This window comes from Bacillus gobiensis, assembly GCF_001278705.1.
In the GTDB taxonomy this organism is placed as follows: domain Bacteria; phylum Bacillota; class Bacilli; order Bacillales; family Bacillaceae; genus Bacillus; species Bacillus gobiensis.
The window spans coordinates 2,588,051-2,608,353 of the sequence record NZ_CP012600.1; the positions used below are offsets into that span (position 1 = coordinate 2,588,051).

General features: G+C 41.6%; 20 protein-coding genes and 1 riboswitch. Of the genes, 3 read left to right on the forward strand and 17 right to left on the reverse strand.

Features of this window, described 5'->3' with window-relative positions; genetic code table 11:
• Window positions 1-44: 44 nt before the first annotated feature.
• The 5 genes from AM592_RS13040 to AM592_RS13060 form a co-directional block, all read right to left on the reverse strand.
• Window positions 45-737 (reverse strand): ECF transporter S component, encoded by a 693-nt coding sequence (locus AM592_RS13040; RefSeq protein WP_053604185.1) that lies wholly within the window; start codon window positions 735-737, stop codon window positions 45-47.
• A complete protein-coding gene (locus AM592_RS13045; RefSeq protein ID WP_053604186.1) occupies window positions 707-2,362 on the reverse strand; it encodes an ABC transporter ATP-binding protein in 1,656 nt (551 codons plus the stop codon). Before AM592_RS13045 ends, AM592_RS13040 begins: the two co-directional genes overlap by 31 nt.
• Complete coding sequence (locus AM592_RS13050) at window positions 2,338-3,198, reverse strand: energy-coupling factor transporter transmembrane component T (RefSeq protein WP_053606111.1); 861 nt, start codon at window positions 3,196-3,198, stop codon at window positions 2,338-2,340. Before AM592_RS13050 ends, AM592_RS13045 begins: the two co-directional genes overlap by 25 nt.
• 32 nt (window positions 3,199-3,230) lie before the next feature.
• Window positions 3,231-4,055 carry a DUF4430 domain-containing protein gene (locus AM592_RS13055; RefSeq protein WP_053604187.1) on the reverse strand — a complete coding sequence of 275 codons (825 nt, stop codon included), beginning with the start codon at window positions 4,053-4,055 and terminating at the stop codon, window positions 3,231-3,233.
• Window positions 4,056-4,120: 65 nt separating this feature from the next.
• Complete coding sequence (locus AM592_RS13060) at window positions 4,121-5,890, reverse strand: DUF4430 domain-containing protein (protein WP_053604188.1); 1,770 nt, start codon at window positions 5,888-5,890, stop codon at window positions 4,121-4,123.
• 309 nt (window positions 5,891-6,199) lie between these two features.
• A riboswitch (cobalamin riboswitch) is annotated at window positions 6,200-6,386 on the reverse strand.
• Window positions 6,387-6,496: 110 nt separating this feature from the next.
• Here AM592_RS13060 and pepT point away from each other — a divergent pair.
• The 3 genes from pepT (at window position 6,497) to AM592_RS13075 (ending at window position 9,743) form a co-directional block, all read left to right on the forward strand.
• On the forward strand, window positions 6,497-7,723 hold the full coding sequence (pepT, locus tag AM592_RS13065) for a peptidase T (protein WP_053604189.1): 1,227 nt from the start codon (window positions 6,497-6,499) through the stop codon (window positions 7,721-7,723).
• 69 nt (window positions 7,724-7,792) lie between these two features.
• On the forward strand, window positions 7,793-8,029 hold the full coding sequence (locus AM592_RS23960; protein WP_148564333.1) for a hypothetical protein: 237 nt from the start codon (window positions 7,793-7,795) through the stop codon (window positions 8,027-8,029).
• A gap of 553 nt (window positions 8,030-8,582) precedes the next feature.
• Window positions 8,583-9,743 (forward strand): glycosyltransferase family protein, encoded by a 1,161-nt coding sequence (locus AM592_RS13075; protein ID WP_053604191.1) that lies wholly within the window; start codon window positions 8,583-8,585, stop codon window positions 9,741-9,743.
• Window positions 9,744-9,748: 5 nt separating this feature from the next.
• Here AM592_RS13075 and AM592_RS13080 read toward each other — a convergent pair whose 3' ends face one another.
• The 12 genes from AM592_RS13080 to rapZ all read right to left on the reverse strand — a co-directional run bounded on the left by AM592_RS13080 (window position 9,749) and on the right by rapZ (window position 20,283).
• A complete protein-coding gene (locus AM592_RS13080; protein ID WP_053604192.1) occupies window positions 9,749-9,931 on the reverse strand; it encodes a hypothetical protein in 183 nt (60 codons plus the stop codon).
• A gap of 20 nt (window positions 9,932-9,951) precedes the next feature.
• Entirely contained in the window at window positions 9,952-10,440 is a 489-nt protein-coding gene (locus AM592_RS13085) for a zf-HC2 domain-containing protein (protein ID WP_053604193.1), read from the reverse strand.
• On the reverse strand, window positions 10,433-10,945 hold the full coding sequence (locus tag AM592_RS13090; protein ID WP_053604194.1) for an RNA polymerase sigma factor: 513 nt from the start codon (window positions 10,943-10,945) through the stop codon (window positions 10,433-10,435). The genes AM592_RS13085 and AM592_RS13090 overlap by 8 nt, the downstream gene beginning before the upstream one ends.
• Before the next feature lie 638 nt (window positions 10,946-11,583).
• On the reverse strand, window positions 11,584-12,777 hold the full coding sequence (locus AM592_RS13095; RefSeq protein ID WP_053604195.1) for an ABC transporter permease: 1,194 nt from the start codon (window positions 12,775-12,777) through the stop codon (window positions 11,584-11,586).
• Window positions 12,774-13,466 carry an ABC transporter ATP-binding protein gene (locus tag AM592_RS13100; protein WP_053604196.1) on the reverse strand — a complete coding sequence of 231 codons (693 nt, stop codon included), beginning with the start codon at window positions 13,464-13,466 and terminating at the stop codon, window positions 12,774-12,776. Before AM592_RS13100 ends, AM592_RS13095 begins: the two co-directional genes overlap by 4 nt.
• Window positions 13,466-14,599: an efflux RND transporter periplasmic adaptor subunit gene (locus AM592_RS13105; RefSeq protein WP_053604197.1), complete on the reverse strand. Its 1,134-nt coding sequence runs from the start codon at window positions 14,597-14,599 to the stop codon at window positions 13,466-13,468. Before AM592_RS13105 ends, AM592_RS13100 begins: the two co-directional genes overlap by 1 nt.
• Before the next feature lie 2 nt (window positions 14,600-14,601).
• Complete coding sequence (locus AM592_RS13110) at window positions 14,602-15,291, reverse strand: YknW family membrane protein (protein ID WP_053604198.1); 690 nt, start codon at window positions 15,289-15,291, stop codon at window positions 14,602-14,604.
• Between the two features lie 168 nt (window positions 15,292-15,459).
• Window positions 15,460-17,001 carry a gluconokinase gene (gene gntK / locus AM592_RS13115; RefSeq protein WP_053606112.1) on the reverse strand — a complete coding sequence of 514 codons (1,542 nt, stop codon included), beginning with the start codon at window positions 16,999-17,001 and terminating at the stop codon, window positions 15,460-15,462.
• 156 nt (window positions 17,002-17,157) lie between these two features.
• Complete coding sequence (locus tag AM592_RS13120) at window positions 17,158-17,415, reverse strand: HPr family phosphocarrier protein (protein ID WP_053604199.1); 258 nt, start codon at window positions 17,413-17,415, stop codon at window positions 17,158-17,160.
• A 25-nt stretch (window positions 17,416-17,440) separates the two neighbouring features.
• The gene (whiA, locus tag AM592_RS13125) at window positions 17,441-18,391 is read right to left on the reverse strand and encodes a DNA-binding protein WhiA (protein ID WP_053604200.1); all 951 of its coding nucleotides are present in this window, start codon (window positions 18,389-18,391) and stop codon (window positions 17,441-17,443) included.
• A 50-nt stretch (window positions 18,392-18,441) separates the two neighbouring features.
• Window positions 18,442-19,395, reverse strand: a complete 954-nt coding sequence (locus AM592_RS13130) for a gluconeogenesis factor YvcK family protein (RefSeq protein WP_053604201.1) — start codon at window positions 19,393-19,395, stop codon at window positions 18,442-18,444.
• On the reverse strand, window positions 19,396-20,283 hold the full coding sequence (rapZ, locus tag AM592_RS13135) for an RNase adapter RapZ (protein ID WP_053604202.1): 888 nt from the start codon (window positions 20,281-20,283) through the stop codon (window positions 19,396-19,398).
• Window positions 20,284-20,303: the final 20 nt, after the last annotated feature.

The following is a 20,303-nucleotide window of genomic DNA, read 5'->3' on the forward strand; positions in this document are numbered from 1 at the left end:
TTATTAGACCGCTCTTCCTTTTTTGTCGGATACAAAGGGAAGGATCAAGACACTTTAAGCAAGCCATACTTCCGTTTGAATCGTTCCAAAATTTTCTTCCACTGCTTTCCCATAACGGCGATAAAAAAGACATTGGAAAGGGCATGGGCAAAATCAAAAGGAAAGCTTGCTGCATAAGCGGCAATCACAGATTCCAGATTCAGCTCACTCAAGAATCCGACCACAAACCAAAGATTCATAATCCAGCCAAACAAAAATGCAGCAATGAAGCCAAAAATAAGCTGTCCCCATATTTTTTTCATCAATCGTGTATCTTTTAATAGTCCTGCTGTAAAACCAACCATTCCCCATGCGAACATTTGCCATGGGGTCCAAGGGCCTTGCCCGAGAAAGAAATTCGATACGACGGCTGCTGTAGCGCCAACCATAAAGCCTGATTCTTTTCCAAAAACGATTGCCGTCATGATTATGACAAATGAAACGGGCTGCACGCCAGGTAAAGGTGTAAAGGGGATGCGACTTACTGCGGCAATGACAGCGAGCACGGCGAGCAAAACAATTTCCCGGGAAGTAAATGCCCGTTTTTCAAAACGAATATATAACGGAAGCATGACCGCTGCGAGCATTAGAAAGCTAAACCACATATAGTGTCTGTCAGACATCCAAGTCATTCCTGCCAGCATCAAAACAAAAAATGAGACAGCCGCTACATTCGCAATGTTTGATCGTTTTGACATAACATGTTCACGTCCTCCCACGTTAAAGCATAGGGTTGTTTTTTACGAACAAGTCTGTTCACGCCTGTCGTATAAAAATAATTACTTGAAAAAAATCCAGCAGGATCGTTTTCCGACACAATTTCACCATCAAACAGCATAGCACAACGATTCGCATACTTTGCAGCAAACTCGATATCATGCGTGGCAAGCATGATGGCAGCTCCTTCATGCTGAAGCTTTTGAAATAGGCAACCAAGCTGTTCCTTCTTTTCTGGATCGAGCCCCTTTGTCGGTTCATCTAGCAAAAGCAGTTCAGGCTGAGAAAGGAGAGCAAGAATGATGGCGAAAATCTGTTTTTCCCCTTCGCTTATATCCAATGGATGACGATGTTTGATATGGCCTAATTGAAAATCGTCCATTAGCTTATCAGCCAATGGCTTCGGGTTTAGTTCAGCGAACTGCCGGCATCGTTCATACAGCTCCAGTTCAACCTCATCATACGTAAAATGATAAGCAGGCTGCTGGCTGACGTAACCAATTTTCATATATCTTTTTTTCTGCGTCCATTTTTCAATCCGCTGATTTTGAAAAACAACCTTCCCTTTTCTAGGTTTATGTAACCCCGCAAGAATAGTGAGAAGCGTCGACTTTCCCGACCCGTTCGCACCAACCAGAGCCATGCAGTCCCCTGAGTGAACGGCTATATCAAGTTGAGAGAGCACCGTTTCGCTCGTCCTTTCATATCGAAAAGTGAGGCCTGTTCCTTTTATGAGTGGCTTTCCCTCATGATGCTGCTTTTTTTCAGTGGAACCATGAAGCGGCAAACGATCATTTATGTGTTTCATACCTTCTTTCACAGAAAAAGGAACAGTATTGCTTTCACTTTCCAGAAATAGCCTTGGAATATCTGGGATGTAGGAACGATACGCTGCATCTTTCCATAAATCAACGATGACACTTCTGGGGGAATCGTTGTAAAGAATCGTTCCTTTTTCCATAAAGATAAGCCGTTCTGCCAAAGGAAGAAGCTCATCGAGACAATGCTCGACAACAACGATCGTCACGCCGAGCTCCTCATGAATTCGTTTCAATAACTCCAAAAATTCCTTTGCTGCCACTGGGTCTAACTGGGCTGTCGGTTCATCCAACAGCAAAAGCTTGGGCTGCAATGCGAGAACCGACGCTAAATTAACGAGCTGTTTTTGGCCGCCGGACAAGGTATGTACCGACTGATGAAGCATATATTCAATCCCTAGAAAACGTACAAGCTCAGCAATTTTTTTCTTTATGTCTTCTGAAGGAAATCCGATGTTTTCAAGCGAAAAAGCAATTTCTTGAATCACTGTTTCCATCACGATCTGATTTTCCGGATTTTGAAAAACCATCCCGATTTCACGGGCAGAGGTCACTTTATCCAATTCATGAATCGCTATTCCTTGATAAAAAATGCTTCCCTCACGATCGCCAACAGGAAGCACCTCTTGTTTAAAATGCTTTAGAAGGGTTGATTTGCCGCAGCCGGACGGTCCGCTAACCACGACAAACTCGCCTTCTTCAAGACGTACGGAAACAGAACGCAATGCTTTTTCCGACTCATCCGGGTAAGTAAATGAAAGGTCTATGATTTCTGCATGCGCCACCAAACTCGCTCCCTTCCTTCGATGAGAATTGGTAATGAAATAAGCAAAAGATATATGATTAGGATAAAGATTTCTACCCCATTTATTCCGAGCGAGGCAACTGTCGGGTAAATAGAAAGAACGCCGTATCCATAAAAAGAGCCAATCAGGCAGGTTAATAATGCCAATCCAATCATGCACATAAGCAAACCATCCCTCATGGTAAAACGATATCGCTCGAAGGTTGTTCTTTTTGCTGCTCCAAATCCACGCGCCTGCATGCTGTCCGCTGTCTGCAATGCCTCTTCCAAAGAAAAAACGAGTAGCAGTGTAACAAGCTTCATCCCATTTTTCGCCCGAGTACGGAGAGACCCCCCGGCGACATCGACTCCTTTTGTTTTTTGCACCATTGTAATTTGCTTGAGACGCTGAAAAAACAAAGGCACAAAACGGATCGTAATCATCATAAGGATGGCTGCTTTTGGAGATATTCTCTGAAACAGATAGAGAAATTTGTGGCTGGTCACAATGTGATGATAAGAAGCAAATGCAAATGCAATCGTCAAAAAAGACAGTCCTAACGTGTAACCATACGTGATGGCTTCAAGCGTAATCGGATTATTTCTTAAATAAAACAATATTGTCGCGCCTCTGTGAGATAATAATGGATTCGCTGCAGCAATTATAAACGCAAGAATAAGCGAGCCCGCAATTAATTTTTTTAGTGACCGATCAATCCCGTGCATTACATTCAGCAAAATAAGGAGAATTACGGAGCAAAGCAAAAAAGTCGGATGCAGCAAAACCATTGACAGGATAATGACCGAAACATAATAAACGAAAAGAACCAAAGGATGCATGGTCGAAAATTCCGATTCTGCTTTCCTTCGGCTCAAACGTCTTTCCCCATATTTTCGGAATAGAGCCATTCGATCCTGTCACCCTTTTTTACGGCAAATTCGCCGGCACTTTTCGTTGCTTTTTTTCCATTCACTTTAAATACCCAGCCGCTCAGATCACCACGGTCAAACTCATATAAATTATTGATACCTTTTACGTAGAGGCCTGCTCCGGATCCGCTCGTTTCCAGCTGGATATGTTTTTCTTTTGTAATTTTAAACAAGACATCGTAAACCGTATCGCCATTTTTCAAGTCGACATTGGTTGCACCGAGAATACTTCCCATATCGTTGTCACCTTGAATCATAATTTGGGCCTGATCTATCTCTTTCTTTGGTGCTTGAGGTTTCGTTTCTGTTTTTTTATTTTCTTCAGCAGGCTTCGATGGCGTTGATTTTGCTTCTTCTTTTGGCGGAGAATCCGGTTTGCTAGTTTTATCTGATTTGTTTTCTTTTTGCTCGCTTGCCTTGCTTTCCTGCTTTTTCGTTTCACCTGAATTTTCATCCGGTGCTTTCTTCTGCTCCTGAGAATCATTAGTAGTTTTTTTGTTAGGTGCAGGATCATTTTTCTTTTCAGCTTGATCTGGCTGTTTTTGTTTCTCCGTTTTATTCTGTGTATCGTCATTGCCAGATGGCTTTGTCTTTTCGTCTTTGGGTTCGGATTCTACATGATCGGAGGATTTTTCCTCGGCTGCTTCAGATTTATGAGATGCAATCGTTTGAGAGTTGGATGGTTGTTCATTTGATGACTGCCCGCACCCTGAAATGGCAAAAGCTGTTGCTAACAAAAGACCGACAACAAATTTCCATCTCTGCATTGAGTAATCTCCTTTCTCATAGCATACCGGATTAGACCCATATCGCCCAATCCGGTATGTACATATTATACGTGTAATGTTTTTCTATAGATAATAAATCCAAGTAAAGCTAGCAGTAGTCCGGAACCAAACCAAACAACCAAATCCCAGCCATAAAGTGACGTATTCGGCAGCTTGTGTCCTTCGGTAGAATCCGCTGCTTTTTCTTTATTTTGCGAATCGTCAGCAGGTGCTTGAGATTTATTTTGATTATCGGCTGCCGGCTTCTGGCTGCTATCAGTTGGCTGCTGCTCCGGCTCTGGTTTCGGATCTTGTTCTGGTTTCGGATCTTGTTCTGGTTTCGGATCTTGTTCTGGTTTCGGAGTCTGCTCTTGATCCGAATCCTTATCAGGAGCAGGTGTTGGCTTAGTTTCTGACGGAGTTTGTTCCTTCGTCCAAACATAGATGCTTCCTTTGCCATCCTGCACGGATTGATACTGAATGAGCGAATTCAAAACCTGTTCAGTAGCCATATCATTTACTCCGTTTTCGGAATCTATCCATTTAAATCCGTTTCCTGTGCGATAGCTTAAAATGGCATCAATCACATTGTTACCGTTTTTTGTGTACTTCTCGCTAGTTGGATCATCACCGGAAAGTACAATTCCGATTAATGCCTGTGCTGCGCTGATGCTGTTTTCCTGGCCGAGACTAGCATATCCACCTTTATCAGTTTGCGTGCTGCTTAAGAAATCTCCGGCTTTTGCAAGAGCCGTTTTCACTTTTTCATTTTTATCTTTGTATGGAGCAAGCGCCGTCATCGCCATTCCTGTCAGATCCGGCTCGCTTTGTGCATCAATGGTTGAAAGTGCCCATCCTCCATCATTATGCTGCTTATTTAAAATATTGTCGATGAACTTTTCCCGCGTCCATTTTGCGTTTTCTGGCAGTTGATAGGTTTTGCTGTCGATAGCAAGCAACCCATAAATGACTGTATTAATCGAACCGATTCGATTCTTTTCATCTGTATAAAGCATGCGAATCAAATTCTTCCCGGCAAAATTCGTCGGATCTTGCTCGAGGGAAAGTACAGTAAAAATCGCTCGCTCAAGATCTGTGCCGAACAACCTTCCATTTTTATCTTTAGACGTTACGTATTCTGTCGTTTTTTCTATATGCTTTTTCTTAACCGAATCAGGAATCTTGTTGCCTGACCTGGCCACAGCAAATAGCTCCCAGTCACTCCATTCCTTCTTCTTTAAGATGTGGTCAACGGTTTGCTTGATCTCACCTGTGATTTGATAAGTAGGCGGCTGTTCTGTGTCCTCAGGAACTGAAGGGTCAGTTGGCTGTTCTACCGGATCTTCACCAGGATTAGAAGGATCTGGCTGGGCTTGTTCACATCCGCCAAGCGCTTTGATGCTTTCTTCAAGGGTTTTCTCCTTTAGATCCTCTCCCCAATTAAGGGAATAACGATAAGCAATGACATCTCCTTCTTTTACCTCGTACTGATTCGCTCCAACCGTTGGTGATTCACCGTTCGTTTCATAGAGCCAGCCGCTTTGTTCGCCGTGATCCAGTTCACGAAGTCCATCAATTCCGCTAACATATTCAAAAGATCCAAATTTGGAAACCTCAACTTTATCTCCAAGCTCCTTAGAGAGTAGACTGTATGCTGTTTCCCCTTCAGAAATTTCAATCGATTTCGGACATACGATAATTCCTTTTTCTGAATCTCCAATTACGGCCAGTGTCGCTGTGTTTTCCTGTGCAAATGCTTGAGGTATGTATGTAAAAAATGATGTCGCTGCAACCAGGACAGCCAGCCATAAAGCAATTATTTTATTTATTTTCATTTACTTCTTCTCCCTAATTTTTCTATATAAAGTGAATCTTTAATCGGTGGGGGTTTCGACGCATAGGATATGCTAGTGGAGGCGTTGCAACAGGACGCCTGAGTAATTACCTTCGTACATTACATCCCCCACTGATTGTTAGATGAAGCCAACCCTAGCTTTTACGGGCAGTTAATCCCCCACCATTTCTTACTGCCCGTTAATGCGGGATAACCACAAAAAAACACCCATAAAAAAGGGCGTGCTTTATTGCAAACAGTGCTTACACTGATTCTATTGTCACTACACCTCCCTAACACCCGTAGGAAATTTGGCTTTCAATTGAAGGCAGGTCTCCTGACTTGTGAATTAACAATGTCTAGCGCCTTCCCGTTTTTCACAGTGGCTCTTGCTAGATATCTCCTCACTTACAGTGGCGGGTCCGTGCTGGAATTTCACCAGTCTTCCCTTTTAAATACAATGCAAAACAATGCATACCTTCACTCATATCATATTCAATTAATACAGACATCTTACCATTTTCCTATATGTATTGTCTATTTCTTCTGAAAAAAAGAAAGGGTGTGATAAAATGGTTGTATTCGTATCTAGAGTGGAGATGAACCTATGAAAAAAGAGATAATCAATCGATTTACTACATATGTAAAAGTAGACACCCAGTCTAATGAAGATAATATTACTTGCCCGAGCACACCCGGCCAGCTGACACTAGGCAATATGCTCGTTAAAGAACTAAAATCTATTGGAATGGAAGAGGTAACAATTGATGCAAACGGCTACGTGATGGCTACTTTACCGTCAAATACGGATAAGGATGTGCCTGTCATCGGATTTTTAGCCCACGTCGATACAGCGACTGACTTCACCGGTAAAAACGTCAATCCTCAAGTGATAGACAATTACGATGGCAATGATATCGTTTTAAACGAAAATGTTGTAATGACAAAAGAGCTGTTTCCGAATCTTCCTTCGTATAAAGGACACACGCTGATTACAACAGACGGAACCACTTTGCTTGGGGCTGACAACAAAGCCGGAATTGCTGAAATTATGACGGCAATGGCCTACTTGATTGAGCATCCGGAAATCAAGCACGGAAAAATCAGAGTCGCCTTTACTCCAGATGAAGAAATAGGCAGAGGGCCGCACAAGTTCGATGTAAAGAAATTTAATGCTTCCTACGCTTACACCGTTGATGGCGGTCCGCTTGGCGAATTGGAATACGAAAGCTTTAATGCTGCCTCAGCAAAGCTGTCCTTTAAAGGTAACAGCGTTCATCCCGGCACGGCAAAAAACAAAATGGTCAATTCGATGAAAATCGCCGTGGAATTTCAGGCAAAGCTCCCTCCTAAAGAGGCTCCTGAACATACGGAAGGTTACGAAGGCTTCTACCATTTAATCTCATTTCAAGGAACAGTTGAAGAAACAAAGCTTTCCTATATTATCCGAGATCACGATAAAGAACAATTTCTAGCGAGAAAAGCAAAGGTTCAGCAAATCACTGAGGAGCTAAAGCAAACATACGGTGAAGAAAGCGTTAGGCTGGAGCTAAACGATCAGTACTACAACATGAAGGATAAAATTGAACCCGTCAAGGAAATCGTTCATATTGCCTCCGATGCGATGAAGAAACTTGATATCGAACCAAAAGTTTCTCCGATCAGGGGAGGAACGGATGGATCCCAGTTATCATATATGGGGCTCCCAACTCCGAACATCTTTACCGGCGGAGAAAACTTTCACGGCAAATTTGAATTTATTTCTGTAGAAAATATGATTAAAGCTGTCCAAGTCATCGTCGAGATCAGCCGTTTGTTTGAAGAAAGAGCTTAACTCGTTTGAAAGCAAAGAGCCTAGCATGTGCAGGCTCTTTTTTTGTAGCCCGATACAGGTTAGATGACATTGAATCGCTTCATCGGCGATTTATGGGAGAAATCAGGCGATCTTCTTCATGATTTCAGTGATTCTTCTTTTTCCGGTGATCTTTCTGATATTCCGGCAACCGAAATGATTTTCCGACAATTTTTCGATATTTCGGCGATCTTCCTCATTTTCTGGCGATCCTTTTCATATTCTGGTGATCCTTCACTTATTCCGGCGATCTTCCTCTTATTCTGGCGACCCTTCATTCATCCATAGGTTCTTCCATAAATGAAAATGCACCAAATTATTGCATCTTAATCTTTCTGATTGTTCCCAAAATTTATAAAAATAGTTAATAAGAACTAAAGATGACGGATTTAATTCAATTCAAAAAGAAATGCAAGCAAAGAACCTCTATTTCCCTTTCATACTGGGATATTTTCTTACAAAACCGTTCTCCTATTTCATTCAATTTTCGTCAAAAAGACCCATTTTTTATTATGCCTTTCCATCTATGAAAAAGGTTGTCAACATTAATATAGTTCTGTATCATGTATTTTTTCTGTAAATAAAAACAGTTCGTTGTGTTCAAGGAAACTTGGTTCGACAAATTGAATTAACAGGTATTCGAGTAACCCTTCATTTTATTACTCGTAAAAGAATTCGTAAATTCTCTCTTGAAAGACTTCCTAAAAAAAACGAAATTGTAATTCTTATATGAAATAGATGAAGTAATCTTCAATCAACGAATTTACGAAAAGGAAGGAGGAGAAAGTCGAAAAACCTGAAATAAAGCTTCACCAAAAAAAATTAAGCAGGAGGAATGAAAGTGAAAAAGAAAAAATTAGCGATGTTGGCTGCTTCTCTCGGTTTAGCCGCTACCTTGGCATTTCCGAATACGAGTTATGCAAGAGACACTAATTATACAAATGGAGCTTCGTTCGGCTGGTCTCCTTATACATGGTCTGCCAGCGGGTTCAAATGGAACAACGAGATTACCGGTTCATTTACAAATGTAAAATTCAGTAGCTCGGCTGCAAGTTCCCATAACTCTATGTACTATCTGACATTTGAGATCAACCATACAAGGGATCACAACGGCCATACTGGCTGGTATTGGACGAACCTGCCGGACCCTGGATACGATCGTGATGACGACAACGGCAATGGCTGGTCAGAAGAAGCAGAAGCCTATATCGAAGCTGATGGATGGAAACAATCGATCAGTGCATACACCGGGTATGGATTTCAATCTTCTTGGTGGCTTTCAAGTTCCGGAAACTTTGATTTTATTGTTCAAAGATCCTTATATAATCCTATCGCCGGAGAAATGGAAGCTTGGCACTACGATAAAATCACAAATAGAGGTTGGAGCGGGCTTTATTCCGCAAACAGTGTTAAGGAAAAAAGTCCGGTTGCATCAGCCCCATCTGCAAAAGAAGACGTCCTTTACTCGAATAATGGTTTGAAAATTGCGAAAGTCAAAGAAGCGGACAGTAAAACGGCAGATGTATACGTGCAGCCAAACGTAGCATCGAAAGCAGACTTCAGCAAGTATAAAAACCAGCAAAAAGAATTACTTAAACAAATCGATAAGGAAAACATTGAAGTCGTGTTAACTTTCAACAAATCGTTATCTGTTAAAGAAGTTGAAAAGTTAATAAAGAAATACGATATTGCAGTAGATTCCTATGAAATTAAATCTACTGACAAAAAAGGTGAATGGACAACAATTGGCGGAACTCCAGACAAAAAAGAACTATTTTCTAAAGCACAATATGATAACGTTACCAAAGGTCGCGGCGTTAAATTTTCTGGCTTTACAAGTTTAGTTGGAACAGTAAATAAAGATCAGCTGGCCAACCTTGAAAAGGAAAAATCAGTTTTCTTCGCTGATGTATCAAAAGAGTATGCGAAATCACTCGTTAAAAACCAAGATGTCGATGTATTGGTTCCTGATTTCGCTTGGGAAGTCAATGATCTAAAATAAGTTTTTCAGGAGCCCTTTCTTTTGAGAGAGGGCTTCTTTATTAAATGTAATATTGTTTTCCCGCCGTGAATGACCGGCCAAACCAGGAAAATAACGATGCCGAATAATGCAGCTCCGAAACCAGTCGCAAAGTATAAATAGAGACAAACTACGAGCAAAGTATAATTTAAAAATAACCATTTTCTCATATTTGATCTCCCTCCCCTTATTAGACAATTAACCGGATCAGATCGTCAAAAAAGTAAATGACCAAAAGATCGACAAGCAACGACATCAATAACAATTTCATATTCTTTAAAAACCACGTAAACATTAATAATACAAAGGCGAGCGGGATATAAAATAAAACCAGGCTTGCACGAAGGCCTTCAAATTGAATCCCGTAAGGAACATCAGCAGAAAAGTGCTGGGAGAAATCAAACGCAATCAGCCCGAGGACAATGACTCGTATAAAGAACATGAGTAATGTATTCACTCGTTTAAATAAGAAAAGCTTCTTAAATCGCTTCATTGGGGCTTGATTATGATTCATTTCTTTTGGAGTGATTTCAATATTCCCTACAGACTCCAGCTGCTCTTTGCAGCTTTCACATTCCTCCGCATGTTTTTCAATGACCCGCTTTGCGTCTTCTTCCAATTCGTTATAAATCGGAATTAATTCCTGGCATAAAATATGAATATCTTCAAATCTAGCCACCTTTATTCACCTCATGATAGTATTTCAAAAAAAGCTTTCTCGCTCTGAATATTCGTGATTTTACGTTTACTAACGAAATATCGAGAAAGTCAGAAATTTCTTGATAGCTGTACCCGTGATAATCTCTTGCGATAATGACAAAGCTGTACTTGGAAGGCAGCTTTAAAAGAATTTCATTAATTTCACTGAATTCAACAAATTGATTCGTTGAGTACTGATCGACCATCAAATTTTCAATTTCCTGGTCGTCTTTAAACAAGGAGGGTTTTTTCTTCCGAAAGTGATCAATCAGCCGATTCTTTGCGCTCCTTACTAAAAAACTTTTAAAATTATTGATAAGCAGGACTTTCTCAGGCTGCAGCAGCATTTTTGAAAATACCTCTTGAATGATATCCTCAGCCAATTGTTTATCCGATGTGAAGCTTAACAAAAAGTTTAGAAGATACTGATAGTGTTTATTGTAAATATCCTCTATCACTTCAAATGGGCTTTCCCTTTTCTTCATCACATGTATCTCCCATCTATATGTGACTCATAGTAAAGACGATTTGATGATGTAAAAGTTGCAAAACCGAATAAATAAAATTATCGTCTTTGAAAGCGATTTACAAAAAATGAAACGTCCAAAGACATTGAGATGTACCATAACGCATTTTACTTCAGAACCTTTGCTGGCTCTTTTCCTCTTTTTTGTCCTTCAGAAACCACATGAAGGACTTTTCTCTGGCTCTTTTTCTCCTTTTTGTCCTTCATCACCTGCATGACGGACTTTTCTCTGGCTCTTTTTCTCCTTTTTGTCCTTCATTACCTGCATGACGGACTTTTCTCTGGCTTTTTTCCTCTTTTTTGTCCTTAATCACCTGCATGACGGACTTTTCTCTGGCTCTTTTTCTCCTTTTTGTCCTTCATCACCTGCATGACGGACTTTTCTCTGGCTTTTTTCCTCTTTTTTGTCCTTCATAGTCCCCTTGAAGGACTTTTCTCTGGCTCTTTTTCTCTTTTTTGTCCTTCATAGTCCCCTTGAAGGACTTTTCTCTGGCTCTTTTTCTCCTTTTTGTCCTTCATAATAACCCCTACCCAATACAATTCCAAAATCACCCATAAAAAAGAAAGCACTGAATCTTCAGTGCTTCCCTTGCGTAATTATTCGTATCGAAGTGAATCGATTGGATCCAAACGTGCTGCTTTATTGGCAGGAAGTATACCAAATATGACACCAATAACCATACTGAACAGAACCCCTCCGGCGACAACCTGCCAGGATATTAAGGACGGCCATCCTGCAAATAAGGATACAAGTGAGGCTCCTCCGTATCCCAGACCGATTCCAATAAGGCCTCCGAATAGTGTAAGGACGACAGATTCAATCAAAAATTGGGTCAAGATTTGTCCCCGTGTGGCGCCCATTGCTTTTCTGATTCCGATTTCTCTCGTTCTTTCTGTTACAGAGACGAGCATAATATTCATGACGCCGATTCCTCCGACTACTAATGAAATTCCCGCAATGGAGCCGATGATTGCGGTCATAATGGACGTAATTTGACCAATTCCCGCTGCAATCTCTTCCATATTAAAAACGGAGTATGAGTCTTCTGTGTCATGAACATCATTCATCAGCTGAGCCGCACGATCTCCAACATCCTTTAACTCGTCCGTTGATGCTGCCTGAAGCGAAACACTGCTGTAATCATTCGTGCCATATGCAGCACGCATCATAGGGAAAGGAACGTAAATTTCATTCATGCCAAATGCAAAAAGTCCGGTCGATTCCTCCAAAGTTCCGATAATTTCAACCGGCTGTCCGTTTGCCCACACAATTTCTCCGATTGGTGCTTTTCCTTTGAAAAGCTCTTCTGCCATCGTTTGCGAAATGATGCCGACCCGCTTTCCAGATAGAAAGTCTCCTTCGGAAAATTCCCGGCCTTCTGCAATGGCAAGAGAATTAACTTCGATGTATCCTTCATTAATGCCGGTAACATTTGCATCGATTTGTTCTTCCTTGAATTTGACAGACATGGATTCGCTGGATGACGTTACGATTTGTTCGACCCCATCAAGCTCCCTTAACCTGCGGATATCTTCATCGGTGAAACTGGCATTCATATACGCATTCGGATCAGAAGCAAGCTCTTCTTCACTTGGCTGATACATTAACTCAACCGTATTGCCTGGTCCAGAAATTTGCTGTTTTAGCATTTGCTCGCCACCCTGTCCGATTGCCACGACGACGATAACTGAGCCAACTCCGATAATAATACCAAGCATCGTGAGAATGGAGCGCATTTTGTGAGCAAACAGCGAGCTTAAAGCCATTCTCAGGTTTTCCACTAAGCTCATGCCTTCACGCTCCTTTGCTCTTTGTCGCTGTCCACTATCTCCCCGTCCCGAACCGTAATGATTCGATTTGTATAATCTGCGATTTCCTTCTCATGGGTAACGAGAATAATGGTCGTTCCCTCTTCGTTCAATGCGGTAAATTGCTCCATAATCGAAAAGCTCGTTTTTGTATCCAAGGCGCCGGTAGGCTCATCCGCCAAAATCAGCTTAGGCTCATTCACGATCGCTCTCGCAATAGCAACTCTTTGCTTTTGCCCCCCAGAAAGTTCATTGGGCATATGTTTCATTCGATCCTTCAGCCCTACTTTTTCAAGTGCGTTCTCAGCCCGCTCTTCTCGTTCTTTTTTCGAAATCCCCCCGTATATCATCGGCAGCTCAACATTTTTTTTGGCGTTTAGTCTCGGCAAAAGCTGAAATTGCTGAAAGACAAATCCGATCGACTGATTTCTTACTTCAGCAAGCTGCTTATCATTATAAGCGGATATATCGTTGCCTTCCAATTTATAACTGCCCTTCGTCGGTCTGTCCAAGCAGCCGATAATATTCATAATGGTTGATTTCCCGGAACCAGATGGTCCCATTATCGCCGCGTATTCCCCTTTTTTAATAAGCATATTGATATCCTTTAAAATATCAATCGTTTCTTTTCCAATCGAATAGCTCTTTATTACTTGATTTAATTCGATCATCAGATGCTCACTTCCGTTCCGCTTTGCAAATCAGCGGCGGGGGATAATATGACTTGGTTGTCTGCGGACAGGCCTTCTATGATCTCAATGCTTTCATCAGCTGATTCTCCTACTTTTATATCTACTCGCTTCGCTTTTCCATCCTCAACAATGAACACATAGCTTTGGTCCCCATCTTTCTTAATCGCTTCAGCCGGAAGGGTTGCCGCTTTCCGCTTATCTGTTTCAATTTCCATAATAAATTTAAATCCGGTTTTCGCATTTGGCAGTTTTCCATCAAATTTAACCTCAAGCGGATATTGGACAGCTTGCTCTCCGCCAGCTTGGGCACCTCCTTCATTACCTTGAGTGTTAGGAACGAGCCCCACTGCTGTGACTTTTCCTTTCCATTCCTGACCTTGGATGACGTCAGAGGTTAATTTGACTGGCTGCTCCTTTTTTACTTTCAACGTATCGTATTCTGACAGAACGCCTTCAACGATTAGATTCTTCGTATTTCCGATATGAATAATCGGCTCCTGAATTTCAGTTTTTTTGGAAGCCGCTTCTTTATCCACGGAGATGACTGTACCGTCTGCCTCGCTTTTCACTACAAGTGCATCCAGTTGCTTCTCTATCGTTTCTTTTTGGATCATATTTTGCCTAATTTCCAAATCAGCCAGCTTTTCATCCATATCCAGCTGCTCTCTTTCGGGATCGATTTGACTTTTAGCTTCCTTTTCCCCCAGCTGTTTTGTTAAGTCCTTCTCTTTTTGCTCAAGATCTTCTCTTTTTTGCTCGAATTGATCAATCTGCAGCTCCTTCGATTCAATGGTTAACGCGTTTTGTTCCTTTTCGAGCTCAAGCTGCTCATTGGTGTAGCGAAGAAGCGGAGTCCCTTTTTTTACCGCATCGCCTTCTTTTACGAGGATTTGTTGAACTTCTCCTTTATCCGCCTCATAAAAAACATTTTGTTCTTGTGAGAAACCAAGAGTGCCGGGAACCATCACAGTTGAAGAAATCTCTTTTTCTTCCAGGGAAACCACTTGTACTTCGCGGCTTGTTCCGCTTGTCTGGACCGTTCTGAAAACATTTACTCCAATAAAAATAGCAATAATTACAACAATTCCGATACCTATCCATAGTTTTTTCAATTTTACACGTTCCCTTCAAATGATTGTGAAAACGAAGCAAATACGCCTCCCAAAAAGGAGATTATAAGCATAATTGCAAAGATAATGATCGTAATTGTCCAAGAAGCTTTTTTCGATAGGCCCGCAACTTTTTGAAAGCCGATAGCCAAAAGAATATAGCTCCAAATACTGAAAACTTCAAATGGTGCGAGAATAGATGCCACCGGCTCCTCTGCAGGTATTATGCTTTTCAGAGAAGTTACGGCCATTGTTGAATTAACATCGGTAAAAAATACAACCAATCCATGAATCACCATTCCGATGTTAGAAATAAATAAAGTAAACGAAGCCATAGAAAGCATTTGTTTATATTTAACACTACTGCCTGCAATTTTGGCACATACCCATAAGATCAGAGCTCCAAGAAATATTGAGCCTAAAAAAGTAAAAATGATGCCGATAATGCCGATAATCCAGGTTATCGTCTCAAAGGTCTTCTGATCACCAACCGTGCCGCCATATTTTTGCATTTCAGCAGCAAAATCCATCCCTGCCAGGGTTAGAACAGTCCCTGCCAACATCATGAGAAAAACAATAACCATCGGAATGGCAACAATCGGTTTTTCTCTTAATCTCTCAAACTGCTCCGTCGGATTAGTGAATAATCCTAACAATGACGGTTTTTTTCCTGCTTCCATTTTCATTTCACTCATACCAAAATCCTCCTACTAAAAACGTTGTCTCTATTTTTTACGGATATAACGAGAGAAGGTTTCACTCTCTTTCCATTCTTAGTGTATCATTGGAAATTCGTTGAAAAGCTTAACATTTTCTTAAAATTGCGTAAAAAAGCCCCGCACAACAAAAGCGGGGTCAAGCGTTTATTCTGTAAGCTGGCTTTTTTGAAAGTCGGCTATGCTTTGATAATCTTCTTCCAGCTTTCTGGAGAGCCTGATATAGATAGGCAAAAGCTTTTGATAAACTTCTACGTGCTCTTTAATCGGCTCGTGGGTGTGAGTTGTACCGACCATCGTTTTTACGATATCTAACGATTCTGTTTTTCCAGTTGCATACATTCCTAGGACAACAGCACCTAAGCAAGAGCTTTCAAAACTTTCAGGGACGATGACATTCTGATCAAAAATATCAGCCAGCATCTGCCGCCATAAAGCTGATCTCGCAAAGCCGCCAGTCGCGTTGATCTCCTTTGGCGTCCCTGTAATTTCTTTTAGTGCAAGCAGCACGGTATACAAATTGTACAGCACACCTTCAAGCGCTGCCCGAATCAGATGTTCCTTTTTATGGTGGATTGCAAGACCGAAGAATGATCCTCGCGCGTCCGCATTCCACAGAGGCGCCCTTTCTCCTGCCAGGTACGGGTGAAAAATTAATCCATCAGATCCCGGCTTGATGGTTTCAGCGATTCTGCTTAATACTTCATAGGAGTCTAATCCGAGACGTTTAGCAGTTTCAACCTCTGAAGCGGAAAATTCATCGCGTATCCATCTGAAGATAATTCCTCCGTTATTGACCGGTCCCCCGATTACCCAATGCTTTTCCGTTAACGCATAACAAAAGATTCTTCCCTTCGGATCTGCGACAGGTTTATCCACGACCGTACGGATCGCTCCACTCGTGCCGATTGTCAAGCCGACAACTCCTTCTCCGATTGCGCCTACACCTAAATTGGATAAGACCCCGTCACTCGCTCCAATGATAAATGAAGTTGATTCTGAGAGCCCCATCTCTTGGGCAAATTCCGGAACAATTCCTTGGAGTGAAAACGTCGTAGGAACGATTTCTGACAGATGATCCGGTGTGATATGGGCAACCTCAAGTGCCTCTTTATCCCAATCAAGCTCTTCTAAATTCATTAAGCCGGTTGCCGAAGCAAGCGAATGGTCCACAACGTATCGGTTAAACAATTTGCTAAAAACATATTCCTTGATGCCGATAAATTTATGTGTGCTGGCAAAAAGGTCTTGGTCTTCTTTATATATCCAGAGAATTTTACTAAGCGGCGACATCGGATGAATCGGGGTGCCAGTCCGCATGTAAATCTCATGGCCATTCAGGTTATTTTTGATTTCCTTTGCCCACTTCGTGCTGCGATTGTCAGCCCACGTAATGCACGGCGAGAGCGGCTTCCCTTTTTCATCAATAGCTATCAAGCTATGCATGGCAGAACTGAAAGACACAAACAGGATTTGCTCCTGCATCAGCTTGTTTTTCGTCATTAGCTCTTTAATGACATCGAGAACTGCCCGGAATATTTCCTCGGGGTCTTGTTCGGCAGCAGTAGGAACTTTAGTTATTAAAGGGTAACCAATGTTTGCTTTGTCGACCATATTCCCGTCTTCTGTGAAAAGAACGGCCTTTGTGCTAGTTGTTCCGATATCTACTCCAATCATATACTCGGGCATAAAAAAACCTCCTTCGTCTTTTTCAAAATCCAATGCTTCGGCTAAGGCTTCCATTTGTTTCAATATCTATTAAAGCGTTTACGTTTTTTTCGAGATTTTACCCCAATGCTTCCCTATCCTGCCTGGTTTGACAGGAAGGGATCCAATCTGATCTCCCTAGCTCTCATTCTGTACAAAATCGGACAATGCATCTAGGGCCTCTTGTTCATCTGTCCCATTTGTAATGAGTGTAATCATAGCGCCTGAGCCTACAGCCAGGCTCATTAGGCCCATGATGCTCTTTGCATTTACTTTTTTCCCATCCTTCTCCAAATAAATATCAGAAGTATAGCGGTTGGCTTCTTGGACAAACAATGCAGCTGGCCTTGCCTGCAAACCAGTTTTCAATTTTATTTCCATTTTACGCTCAAGCATATAATCCCCTCTTTTTCGTTTGTCTTTATTTAAATGAAATGGATTGGCCTTGCCTTAACTGCTCTGCAATTTCATCAAGCTTTCTCAGCCGATGGTTAATGCCTGATTTGCTGATTTTGCCGCTAGATACCATTTCCCCTAATTCCTTTAACGTAACTTCTTGATAATCGATACGGAGACGGGCAATTTCACTAAGCTTATCAGGCAGTGCATCCAATCCTATTTTTTCATTAATATATTTTATGTTTTCCACCTGCCTGAGTGATGCACCAATTGTCTTATTTAAATTGGCAGTTTCACAATTGACGAGGCGGTTGACCGAATTCCTCATATCACGGACGATTCTAACATCCTCAAACCGGAGCAGAGAATTGTGAGCACCAATCACATTCAAAAACTCTGTGATTTTTTCAGCCTCCTTTAAGTACGTAATGTATCCTTTTTTTCTCTCTAATGTACGGCTGTTCAAATGAAAAAGATTCATTAAATCACAGAGAGAATCATTGTGCTCCTTATATAATGAAAAAATCTCCAAATGATAGGAAGAGGTTTCCGGGTTATTCACTGAACCTCCGGCGAGAAAAGCCCCCCTGATATAGGATCTTTTGCAGCAGCGCTTTTTTACAAGCTCTTCAGAAATATTCCTTGCAAATATAAAATTCTCTCCAAGGATCTTTAAATCCTCTAAAATCGACTTCACATTTGCTGTGAGCCTGACGATATACACATTGTTCTTTTTTAATCTCATTTTTTTTCTGACAAGAAGCTCAACGGGCACCGCATATTGCATTTTAATTAAAGTATAAATTCTTCTAGCAATCGCTGCGTTTTCCGTTTGAATATCAGCAGCCAGCTTTTTATTTGAAAAAGACATTGAACCATTCATACGAATGAGGGCAGAGAGTTCAGCTTTTGCACAGCAATCCTTTACCTCAAGGTTCGTTAACTCTTTTTTTGTCTCAGATGCAAATGACATAATGCCACCCCCATTCATAAAAGTGAACACGTGTATTTTTTACAGAATCATCATTTTTCTACCAATTTTATCAGAAGTGAAGCCATTTTGTGTGTATCATGCCTTATGACGTTATTGTCATAAGAAATAATCCGGTCTTGAATAACCTCTAAGCCCATCTCTTTTAGCTTTTCCGCATTAAATTGAACAGGCTGGGCAAGTTCTTTTGCATATTTTTCTCTAAAATCTTCCGTTATTTCCTCATCATTCACTATGATTGTGTCGATGAAATCCTTGTTCATGTGGTCATTTAGCGCTTTTACATGATCAGCTGCGCTGTAGTACAACGTTTCCCCGGGCTGAGTCATGACATTGCAAATGTATACTTTCTTTGCTTGTGCTTTGCAAATTTCTTCTCCGATCTTCGGTACGAGCAAATTTGGAAGAATACTCGTATAAAGGCTCCCCGGCCCTATGATGATTAAATCCGCCCCGCGGATCGCCTCAATTGCTTCCGGCAGCGGATCAATTTTTTCCGGGGTCAGAAAGACCTTTTTAATTTTTTTCCCGTATGCCGGGATGGCAGATTCTCCAGAAACAATCTTTCCATCCTCCATTTCAGCATGCAGCACAACACTTGTATTCGCAGCCGGCAGCACTCTGCCGCGGACATTAAGCACCTTGCTCATTACGGTTACCGCATGAAAAAAGTCTCCTGTAATGTTTGTCATCGCTGCTAAAATTAAGTTTCCTAAAGAATGCCCTACCAAATTGTTGCCTTTGCTGAATCGATGCTGAAATAAATCCTCGACGAGAGGCTCGACATCAGATAAGGCAGCAAGCACATTCCGAACGTCCCCAGGGGGCGGAATATGAAGTTCATCGCGAAGCCTTCCCGAGCTCCCTCCGTCATCAGCAACGGTGACGATTGCAGTAATATCGATCGGTTTCTCTTTTAATCCCCTGAGCAGAACAGACAGTCCAGTACCTCCGCCAAAAATAACGATTTTTTGCTTCGTAGACATCTATCGCCTGCTTTTCTTTTCAATGTCCCGATGAGACACGAAAGTGTAATAGTCTTCTTTAAAAACGTTCCCAAGATGATCTGCAAGCGTAACTGAGCGGTGCTGGCCTCCTGTACAGCCGATGGCTATTACAAGCTGGCTTTTTCCTTCTCTTTTATAAAAAGGGAGCATAAAGGTTAAAAGATCGGTCAGTTTTTCCAGGAATTTCTGAGTTTCGTTCCATTTCATGACATAGGATGATACTTCTTCATCTTTTCCTGTCATTGGCCGCAAATAATCTATGTAATAAGGGTTGGGGAGAAATCTCACATCGAACACCAAATCTGCATCAATCGGAAGCCCATATTTAAATCCGAAGGACATGATATTGACTGTAAAGGTTTGCCCCTGGTTCGTCGCAAAATGCTGTACGATTTTTTCTCGAAGTTCTTTCGGTTTCATTTGAGATGTATCGTAAATGATTTGCGACCTGCCTTTCAGCTCCTCAAGCAGCTCTCGTTCCAGACCTATCCCTTCCAGAGGCAGCCCGCTTGCAGCGAGTGGATGGGAACGCCTTGTTTCTTTATATCTTGTCACCAATATCTGATCTTTAGCATCCAAAAATAAAATTCGTGGTGTTATCCAAGTCACTTCGGACATTTCATCCAATGCTTCGATTAATGTTTTGAAAAATTCGCGTCCTCGAAGATCCATGACGATGGCTACCTTGCTCATTTTCGAGCTGGATTCCTTCATCAGCTCTAAAAATTTAGGAAGCAAGGACGGAGGAAGGTTATCGACACAAAAATAACCCATATCCTCAAAGCTTTGAATAGCCACCGTTTTTCCGGCGCCTGACATGCCGGTAATAATTACGAGCTCTATTTCGTGAGATGTACTTGAAGCCATGCTGCTCTCCCCCTAGCCTA

Coding starts and splice junctions, on each gene's coding strand:
- AM592_RS13090 (WP_053604194.1), bottom strand. CDS start 10,945: ATGAAGAAAAGGGAAAGCCCATTTGAAGTGATAGAGGATATTTACAAT.
- whiA (WP_053604200.1), bottom strand. CDS start 18,391: ATGTCATTTGCATCTGAGACAAAAAAAGAGTTAACGAACCTTGAGGTA.
- AM592_RS13130 (WP_053604201.1), bottom strand. CDS start 19,395: ATGTCTACGAAGCAAAAAATCGTTATTTTTGGCGGAGGTACTGGACTG.
- AM592_RS13120 (WP_053604199.1), bottom strand. CDS start 17,415: ATGCTTGAGCGTAAAATGGAAATAAAATTGAAAACTGGTTTGCAGGCA.
- AM592_RS13095 (WP_053604195.1), bottom strand. CDS start 12,777: ATGAGCTTAGTGGAAAACCTGAGAATGGCTTTAAGCTCGCTGTTTGCT.
- AM592_RS13055 (WP_053604187.1), bottom strand. CDS start 4,055: ATGCAGAGATGGAAATTTGTTGTCGGTCTTTTGTTAGCAACAGCTTTT.
- AM592_RS13080 (WP_053604192.1), bottom strand. CDS start 9,931: ATGAGAAAATGGTTATTTTTAAATTATACTTTGCTCGTAGTTTGTCTC.
- gntK (WP_053606112.1), bottom strand. CDS start 17,001: ATGCCCGAGTATATGATTGGAGTAGATATCGGAACAACTAGCACAAAG.
- AM592_RS13050 (WP_053606111.1), bottom strand. CDS start 3,198: ATGCATCCTTTGGTTCTTTTCGTTTATTATGTTTCGGTCATTATCCTG.
- AM592_RS13060 (WP_053604188.1), bottom strand. CDS start 5,890: ATGAAAATAAATAAAATAATTGCTTTATGGCTGGCTGTCCTGGTTGCA.
- AM592_RS13110 (WP_053604198.1), bottom strand. CDS start 15,291: ATGAGTGAAATGAAAATGGAAGCAGGAAAAAAACCGTCATTGTTAGGA.
- rapZ (WP_053604202.1), bottom strand. CDS start 20,283: ATGGCTTCAAGTACATCTCACGAAATAGAGCTCGTAATTATTACCGGC.
- pepT (WP_053604189.1), top strand. CDS start 6,497: ATGAAAAAAGAGATAATCAATCGATTTACTACATATGTAAAAGTAGAC.
- AM592_RS13040 (WP_053604185.1), bottom strand. CDS start 737: ATGTCAAAACGATCAAACATTGCGAATGTAGCGGCTGTCTCATTTTTT.
- AM592_RS13100 (WP_053604196.1), bottom strand. CDS start 13,466: ATGATCGAATTAAATCAAGTAATAAAGAGCTATTCGATTGGAAAAGAA.